General features: G+C 59.6%; 1 protein-coding gene. It reads left to right on the top strand.

Features of this window, described 5'->3' with window-relative positions; translation table 11 throughout:
* Window positions 1–187 (top strand): hypothetical protein (locus tag AAE045_RS24135; protein WP_455549827.1); only part of this gene is annotated, 187 nt, incomplete at its 5' end.
* Window positions 188–552 lie beyond the last annotated feature (365 nt).

Raw genomic sequence — 552 nt, 5'->3', positions numbered from 1 at the left:
CAGCGCGAAAGAGATCAACCTTTTCACGTTCACTGCGGATCCGCGGCCGACGTTCCGGAAGACCAAGGATGTGCTGGAGGCGATGGGCGTGCTGCACAGTGTTTCGGCAGCATACCGGCTGGTGGGTGGCGCGCAGTTCACGTCGGTCTGGCCACTGCGGATGGCGCGGAAATTTACCTTGCCGTGAGGCACAAAAAGGTGGGGACCTTCGATGTCTGCACTCGCTGGCCAGCAGCATTGCCGTCGCGTCATCCCGCTCGGCAGCCAGCCACGCCCTGAATCAGAGAAGTCCCGCGCCGCTTCAAAGGTCATGACAAACCCAACTGCGGACGCGTACGCGGTCACGTTGGCGAGGTCACGGCAGGATCAGCAACCCAGCCACATGCTTCACGGTGCTAGGATCAAATCGCCGAGCAAAAATCGGCAATTTCTCAATAAAGGATCTATTGTGAAGCTCTTCAGTGCGATGCTTGCATTAACGGCTGCGGCGGTTGCAACGCCTGCTTTTGCGGCTCAGCCGGTGCACTGCCCCACCTGCGTGACCGATGAGGA

Source organism: Dryocola clanedunensis (assembly GCF_038405435.1).
GTDB lineage: Bacteria > Pseudomonadota > Gammaproteobacteria > Enterobacterales > Enterobacteriaceae > Dryocola > Dryocola clanedunensis_A.
This window is presented reverse-complemented; position numbering and strand designations above follow the sequence as displayed.